Annotated in this window: 4 protein-coding genes; 1 reads left to right on the plus strand and 3 read right to left on the minus strand. The window is 70.9% G+C overall.

Annotated features, from left to right (window positions below):
* Positions 1–1,245, plus strand: a 1,245-nt coding sequence (locus A9X04_RS27150; protein WP_067927625.1) for an HNH endonuclease signature motif containing protein, incomplete at its 5' end; no start/stop codon positions are given.
* 131 nt (positions 1,246–1,376) lie between these two features.
* Here the strand turns inward: A9X04_RS27150 and A9X04_RS27155 are convergent.
* The 3 genes from A9X04_RS27155 to A9X04_RS27165 form a co-directional block, all read right to left on the minus strand.
* The gene (locus A9X04_RS27155; protein ID WP_067927627.1) at positions 1,377–4,088 is read right to left on the minus strand and encodes a circularly permuted type 2 ATP-grasp protein; all 2,712 of its coding nucleotides are present in this window, start codon (positions 4,086–4,088) and stop codon (positions 1,377–1,379) included.
* On the minus strand, positions 4,088–7,423 hold the full coding sequence (locus A9X04_RS27160) for a DUF2126 domain-containing protein (protein ID WP_067927630.1): 3,336 nt from the start codon (positions 7,421–7,423) through the stop codon (positions 4,088–4,090). The genes A9X04_RS27155 and A9X04_RS27160 overlap by 1 nt, the downstream gene beginning before the upstream one ends.
* Before the next feature lie 131 nt (positions 7,424–7,554).
* On the minus strand, positions 7,555–8,363 hold an 809-nt coding region (locus tag A9X04_RS27165; protein WP_197509429.1), incomplete at its 5' end, for a hypothetical protein.

Consider the following 8,363-nt stretch of genomic DNA (forward strand, 5'->3'; position numbering starts at 1 on the left):
GAGCGGGTGGAGCGGGTGGCCCGCCAGCTGCGCGCGCCTCAGCACGCGTTGATCAACCAGCTCGACGCCCAGGCCAGTCCCGAGGAGTTGGGTGGCTCGCTGCGTGTGGGGCTGGCCGACCGGTTGCGCATCACCAAGGCCGAGGCCGGCCGGCGCATCGCCGACGCCCGCGATCTCGGCGAGCGCTGCGCGATCACCGGTGAGCCGTTGGCGCCGCGGCTTTCCGCGACCGCGGCCGCCCAGCGCGCCGGGCTGATCGGGGACGGACACGTCAAGGTGATCCGCAGCTTTTTCGCCCAACTCCCGGCTGAGGTCGACGTGTTCACCCGCCAGGCCGCCGAGGCCGACCTGGCCGACAAGGCCGCCGGCTACCGGCCCGACGAGTTGGCCAAATACGCCCAGCGGGTGATGGATTGGCTGCACCCCGACGGGGACTACAGCGACGCCGAACGGGCTCGCAAACGCGGCATCATTTTGGGGGCACAAGACGTCGACGGTATGTCACGGCTGAGCGGGCTGATCACCCCGGAGCTGCGGGCCGCGATCGAGGCGATGCTGGCCAAACTCGCCGCACCCGGAGTGTGCAACCCCGACGATGAAATCCCGGTGGTCGACGAGACACCCGACGAAGACGCGGTGCGCCGCGACACCCGCAGCACCGCCCAACGCAATCACGACGCCTTCCTGGCCGGGCTGCGCGGGCTGCTCGCCTCGGGAAAACTCGGCCGCCACAACGGGCTGCCGGTGTCGATCGTGGTGACCACCACCTTGACCGACTTGGAGGCGGCCGCCGGCAAGGCGTTGACCGCCGGCGGCACGCTGGTGCCGATGTCGGACGTGATCCGCTGGGCGGGCCACGCTCACCATTACCTGGCGATCTTCGACAGGGGCAGGTCGCTGGCGCTGCATCACACCAAACGGTTCGCCTCGCCCGCCCAGCGAATCATGTTGTACGCCAAGGACCGCGGGTGTACCAAACCCGGCTGCGACGCGCCGGCCTACCACAGCCAGGTCCACCACGTCCGCGGATGGCAAGCCACCCGCCGCACCGACATCGACGACCTCACCCTGGCGTGCGGCCCCGACAACCGACTCGCCGAACAAGGCTGGACCACCCGCACCAACGCCCGCGGCCAAACCGAATGGCTCCCCCCACCCCACCTGGACCGCGGACAACCCAGAACCAACAGCTACCACCACCCCGAACGACTCCTCGAAGACGGCGACGACGACGAACCCCATTGACACAACATGCAACTCGCCGCGAGGCCGGATGGCGGCGACCCGCTTCGCCCGGCTTCGCCGCGCTCGCGATCGCCGCTGGGCCGGATGGCGGCGACCCGCTTCGCCCGGCTTCGCCGCGCTCGCGATCGCCGCTAGGCCGGCATCACCCGGCGGACGTCGGGGCCCCACAGCGGTTGCATGCCACCGGGCAGCGCCAGCTGCGTCGTGGTGATCACCTCGGCGAGCTCGCGCAGCCCCGTGTGCACCGAACCGAGCAGGCCGGCCAGCTCCGCGCGCAGCCCCTCGGCGCTGACGGCTTCCAGCTCGGCGGGATGCGAGCGACGCAGCAGGGTGCCGATCTCGTCCACCAGCCGCTCCGGGCGCGACGACCCCGACGCTCCTGGCAGGTCCTTGAGGTTGGCCCGCAGCCGCTCCACTTGATAGAGCAATGACCGCGGGTTCTGCGCGTCGAACAGCATCAGCTCGGCCACGGCGGCGACGCTGACCTTGCCCACCGTGCGGCGCCGGTAGATGACCGAGGACTCGCACGCCACCAGCGTCGCCTCGATGATCGTCTGTTCGGCGGCGGTGCCACGCACCGCGGTCAGTGTGGACCGCAGCAGCGCGGTCAGCCAGAGGCCGCGTTCGATGCGCTTGCCGATGTCCATCATCGTCCAGCCCACGTCGCGCACCATCGACTCGCCGGCCACCCCGGCCAGGGTCAGCATCCCGGACAGCGTCTGTGTCTGAGCCGATGCGAGCAGCGCATCCGCCTCGGCGAGCGAATCCGGCGGCTCCCGCCGCTGGGCCAGCGCGCGCTCCACCCCGGCCAGCACCATCCAGGTGTCGTTGGACATCTGGTCGCGCACGGCGCGGGCGGCCAGCGCCAGACCTTCCACCGACTGCACTAGCGATCCGGGCCGGTCCGGGTCCACGGTCAGCGACCACAGCGTGGAGGGCGCGACGGCGATCATCTCGGCGCCGTCGCTGGCTCCGTCACTGGCGCCAACATCGTCGGGCCTGTCGTCCGCCCCCGTGCCCGTTCCGGTGATCCGGCCCAGGGCGGCCATCAGGACCGGCACGCATTCGCTTTCCTCGGTGTGCTGCTGATGCCGGTAGACGTGGAACCTGTCCCGGGCGACCAGCAGCAGCCGCGCCATGTTCTCCGCGCGCTCGCCGTAACGACCGATCCAGAAGAGGTCGGACAGCACACGGGGCGAGCTGACGCCCCAAGTGCCCGCGGCCGTCTTCGCCGGCGGTGCGGGCGACGGCAGGCTCACCGCCTCGGCCCGTGCGCGCTCGGTGGGGCGTACCCAAACATCCTTTGCCGCAACGGTTTGCAGCGTGTAGGCGGCCGGACCGGGCGCCAGCACGTAGCCGACGCCACCGATCATCGGGGCGTATCCGCCGCGCTGGGCGACGTTGAACAACCGGATGCCGACGCCGGCCGACGACAACACCCCGGCGTGGTCGGTGGGCGCCGACGAGAACTGGGGTAGCTCCTGGCCGATCCACTGCCAGGGCATCTTCTCGATGCGGGCGGCCAACTGCGTCAGCTGATAAGACGAAAGGGTCGGACCGACAAGGGTTTCGCCGCCGACCGTGGACTTGATCAGCAGCGACGACAGATTGGCCAGCAGGTGCGACCGCTCGCCGGATATGCCGCCCCAGTAGACCGGCGCGGTCGGCAGCAGCGGGGCCTCGGACAGCAGGCGCTCGGACAGCTGCGGCAAAAACCGAAGTAGCCCAGGGTTTTCCAGGATGCCACTGCCCAGCGTGTTGACCACGGTCACCGTCCCGCGGTGGCACGCCTCCACCAGGCCGGCGACGCCGAGCCGGGAATCGGCCCGCAGGTCCAGGGGATCGGCGTAGTCCGCGTCGACGCGGCGCAGAACGACGTCGACCCGTTTCAAGGTGCCGAGCGAGCGCATCCACAGCTTGCCGTCGCGCACCACCAGGTCGGCGCTCTCCACCAACGGGAAACCCAGCAGCGTGGCCAGATACGCCTGGTCGAACGCGGTTTCGGAGAAGATGCCCGGGCTGAGAACCACCACCACCGGATCCTGCGCGTCGTCGGGAGCTGCGTCGATCAGCGCCAGCCGCAGCGCCTGGGCGAACGGCGTCGTCGGCCGCGGCACGATCCGTTCGTAGAGATCGGGGATCGAGTGCGCGACGACGCGCCGGTCGGCCAGCGCGTAGCCGGCGCCCGACGGCGCCTGCGTCCAGTCGGCGTTGACCCGGAAGCTGCCGTCCGGTAGCCGGCTTACGTCACAGGCGTGCAGGAAAAGTTGGTGATGCCCGGGCACCTCGATGCCGTTGGCGGCGCGCACGTAACCGGGATGGGCGAACAGTAACTCCGGCGGCAGGATGCCGTCGGTGAGCAGGCTGCGCGACCCGTACAGGTCGGCGAGCACCGCGTCGAGCAGCCGGGACCGCTGCGTCAGCCCGGCCTCGAGCACCTCCCACTCCGCGGCCGACAACACCAGCGGGAGCGTGTCCAGGATCCACGGCCGCGGTTCCAGCCCGTGCACGCCGGGATCGACGTCGGTGTAGGTGATGCCGTCGCTGTCGATCAGGCCGCGCACCACCGAGCGCAGCCGGTCGAGCCCAGACCGGCCGCGTTCGGCGATGGTGTCGGCCAGTTCCGCCCAGGCCGGCCGCACGTTCCCGTCCCGGTCCACGAACTCGTCGTAGCCGGCGGCCGGGCCGTGCCGGAGGTCGAACAGCGCCTCCTGGGCGCGCGCGGCCCGGTATCCGGCCAGCAGGCGGTCCGCGTCGTAGCGGTCGTTGTAGCCGTCTTCGTGGCGGCCACCAGCGGCCGCCGGGGCTGCGCCGGCGCCGAATGTCCTGTCGGCAAACACCATTACCGCTGCACGGTACGCACGCGGCGCAGGTCGAGGATGCCCGGCGCGCCGACGTCGGTGAAGATGCGGGCCTGCTTCTCCCGGATGTCCGACAGCTCGAGCTTGCCGGCGGTGAAGCCGGTCGCCTCGAAGCGGCGGGCGCGGCGCGCCTCGGCCTCGACGGCGTTGACGGGCGGCTCGTCGTAGGCCCGCCCGCCGGGATGCGCGACGTGATAGGTGCAGCCGCCGCGCGACGTGCCCGTGGTCAGGTCGACCAGCTCGAACTGCAGCGGCACGTCGGTGCTGATGGTGGGGTGCAGCGCGCTCGGCGGCTGCCAGGCCTTGAATCGCACCCCGCCCACGTGGATGTCGGGGTTGTCGGTGGCCAGCAGCGGCACCGGGTAGCCGTTGACGGTGACCACGTAGCGGTGGCGGTCGGCGCCGATGATGCGGACCTGGATACGCTCGACCGACGAGTCGACGTAGCGGGCGGTGCCGGTGGCGGTGGCCTCCTCGCCCAAGGTGTTCCACGGCTCGATCGCCCCGCGCAGCTCGATCTCCACGCCGTCGAACACCGCGGTGCCTATGCGCGGAAAGCGGAACTCCGTGAACGGGTCCAGCCAGCTGGTCTCGAACGCGATGCCGTGTGCACGCAGGTCGGCCGCCACGTCGGCGATGTCGTGAATCAGAAAGTGCGGCAACAGGTATCGACCGTGCAGGTTGGCGCCGTGCCGGATCAGCGGGGCACGCAGCGGCTCGTCCCAGAACCACGCCACCAGCGAGCGCACCAGCAGCGACTGCACCATCGCCATGCGCAGGTGCGGGGGCATCTCGAAGCCGCGCAGCTCCAGCAGGCCGAGGCGGCCGCGGGCGCTGTCGGGGCTGTAGAGCTTGTCGATGCAGAACTCGGCGCGATGGGTGTTGCCGGTGATGTCGGTCAGCAGGTGGCGGAGCGCGCGGTCGATCACCCAGGGTTTGGGGGCGCCGCCCGCGCACAGCCGCGCGATCTCGGCGAACGCGATCTCGAGTTCGTACAGCGCCTCGGCGCGGCCCTCGTCGACGCGCGGCGCCTGCGAGGTGGTGCCCACGAACCGGCCGGCGAACAGATACGACAGCGACGGGTGCCGCTGCCAATAGGTCAGCAGCGAGACCAGCAGGTCCGGCCGCCGCAGCAGCGGTGAATCCGCGGGGGTGACGCCGCCCAGCGTGATGTGGTTGCCCCCGCCGGTGCCGCCGTGAGTGCCGTCGACGTCGAAGGATTCGGTGGACAACCGGGCAAGCCGGGCTTGCTCATACAGCGTTTCGAGCTGCTGACTCTGCTCGGCGAAGCTGGCGGTGGGCGCGACGTTGACCTCGATGACGCCGGGATCCGGGGTGATCGTCGTCGAGCGGAGTCGGGGGTCCGGCGGCGGGTCGTAGCCTTCGATCACCACCGGGCAGTCGATCTTGGCGGCCGCGGCCTCGACGCGGGCGATGAGGTCGACGAAGTGTTCCAGCGCCTCGGTCGGCGGCATGAACAGGTAGAGCAGGTCCCCGTGACTTGAATGGCGGACCTCGGCGACCATCGCGGTGGGCGGCGCGGTCTCGGGGTCTTCCACGACCGCGGTGCCCGGTTCCGGCGACAGCGCGTTCCCGACGGTCTGGGGGTCGGTGTCGAACGACGGGCGCGGGGGCCGCCAGCTGATGGAATCCAGCGGCAGGCGCAGGCCCGCCGGAGAATCGCCGGGCAGCAACACGATTCGGCCGCGGCGCAGGCGCCAGTCGGCGCTGGCCCAGCCCAGGCCGTCGTCGCGGCGGTGCAGCGGCAGCACGAAAGCCGCTGGGGCGGTGACGGACTCGTCGAGGCGGGCCAGCAGGGCGGCGCGAGCGGCGGGGGAGTCTGCGCCGTCTTGGGGGTCGAGATCATCGGCCGCGTCCACCGGGTCGCCTTCGGGATTTCGCACCTTGGTCGCCAGCCGGTGCAGTGGGTCCTCGTAGGCGGCCCGCACTTGCGACGGCGGCAGCCCGAGGCCGTCGGCGATCGCGGCGAGCAGCCGCTGGCCCGCGTCGTCGTCGACGGGCTCCGAGCGGTCCCCCCACGGGTCGGCCAGCAGCGCGTCGTCGCTCCACAGCGGACGCCCGTCGGTGCGCCAGTACAACGCGATCTGCCAGCGCGGCAACGGTTCTCCCGGATACCAGCGGCCCTGCCCGCGCTGCACCAGCCCGTTCGGCGCCCACGCCGCCTTCAGGCGGGCGGCCAGGTCGGAGGCGCGTTGGCGCTTGTGCGGGCCGTCGGCGGCCGTGGTCCACTCCTCGCTGACCTGGTTGTCCACCGACACGAATGTCGGCTCGCCGCCGATGGTCAGCCGGACGTCGGCGGCCGCCAGCCGCTCGTCGACCCGCGCGCCGACCTCGCGGATCGTCTGCCACGCGGTGTCGGTGTAGGGCAGGGTGACGCGGGGGTCCTCGTGGACGCGGGTGACGGTGTTGGAGAACTCCAGCACCGATTCGCACGGTTCGGTGCCGCCGCTGATGGGCGCCGCGGACGCCGGCTGGGGGGTGGCCGCCAACGGGATGTGGCCCTCGCCGGCGAACAACCCCGACGTCGGGTCCAGCCCGATCCAGCCCGCGCCGGGAATGTAGACCTCGGCCCAGGCGTGCAGGTCGGTGAAGTCGGCGGCCGGGCCGGAGGGCCCGTCGAGCGCCTGCACGTCGGAAGCCAGCTGCACCAGATAGCCGGACACGAAGCGGGCGGCCAGGCCCAGCTGGCGCAGGATCGACACCAGCAGCCACGCCGAATCGCGGCACGAGCCGACCCCGGTGCGCAGCGTGTGATCCGGTGTCTGCACGCCGGGTTCCATCCGCACGCTGTAGGCCACGTCGGCGTTGACAGCGCGGTTGAGGGCGACCAGCAGGTCGATGGTGCGGGTGCCGTCGGGCACCGAGAACCGGCGCACCCAGGCCCGGCAGAGCTCGCCGGGTCCCGATCCCTCACCGTCTTCGTCGACGGGCCGCAGGTATGGCTCCAGGTCGGCGGCCAGCTCCTTGGGATAGGTCAACCCGTCTGCCGGCCACGTCTCGGCCCAGTCCTCGATGAAGAAGTCGAACGGGTTGATCACCTTGAGGTCGGCGATCAGTCCGACCGTGATGGTCAGTCGCCGCATGGGGTTCGGGAACACCAGGCGCGCAAGGAAATTGCCCACCGCGTCCTGCTGCCAGTTGATGAAGTGCTCTTCGGGCTCGACGCGCAGCGAGTAGGCGTCCAGCGGCGTGCGGCAATGGGGCGCCGGGCGCAGCCGCACGACGTGCGGATACACCCGCACCGGACGGTCAAAGGTGTAGCTGGTGCGGTGTTCCAGCGCGACTTTGATGCTCATATCAAGGTGATCTCATCACAGGCGGCACACGGCCGCAGCGCACCGCAGCCGTGGCTAACAGCGCCGTAACTTGGACGGCGGGCCAGCGCAGATGCCGGCGGTTACGCCGGCTGCGGCCGCGGAGCCGGCGGTTAGGCCGGCTGCGGCCCCGGCGGCGGCGGGCCCGGCTGGTAACCCGGCTGCGGCACGGGGACGACCTGGCCGCCGGACAGCTTGCGGTAGGCGTAGATGATCACCAGGGACGCGACTGGGGCCGCCACCAAGAGGCCGATGCCGAACAACAGCGCACCGACGAGGAAAGACGCGAACGCGACCAGCCACACCAGCAGCGCGTTGACGAAATTCGACCCGGCAAGCGAGAAGCTGGACGTGAAGCCCTTGATGGCCGACTCCGAGCGGTCGATCACGAACGGCACGGTGAACTGGGTGAAGATGCCCAACACCAGGCCCGGGACGAAGCACAACGCCGACGCGATCGAGGTGAGGACCTCGACGATCAGCACGGCCAGAAACACCATGCCGAGGTTGCGTGGCTTGAAGAACGAGCCGATGGTCACCGCGCGCCCGTCGGCGAGATCGAGGCAGCCGGACAGGAACGCCGACTGCGCGAATGCGCTCACCGCGTAGGCGACCAGGTAGCCGAGGATCATCAGCCCATACCCGGGGCCGGTCAGGCTGGTCGTGAAGGTGAAGTCGTAGTCGTCGGAGCTGGTGGCCGTGGTCATGTTCTGGCTCAGCGTGAGCAGCGCGACGGCCACCCCGATCAGCAGCCCGTAGACCAGCGCGGGAACGATCAACGCCACGGCGTTCTTGGTGAAGGTGTTCCACGCCCAGTTGAACGCCTCGCCCACGCTGAACGCGGGCTTGGGCGGGGCGCCGTAGCCGGGTGGTGGGCCGTAGCCGGGGGGCGGTGCGCCGTAGCCGGGTGGTGGGCCGTTCG

Origin of the sequence: Mycobacterium sp. E3247, assembly GCF_001667785.1 — a bacterium.
Taxonomy (GTDB): domain Bacteria; phylum Actinomycetota; class Actinomycetes; order Mycobacteriales; family Mycobacteriaceae; genus Mycobacterium.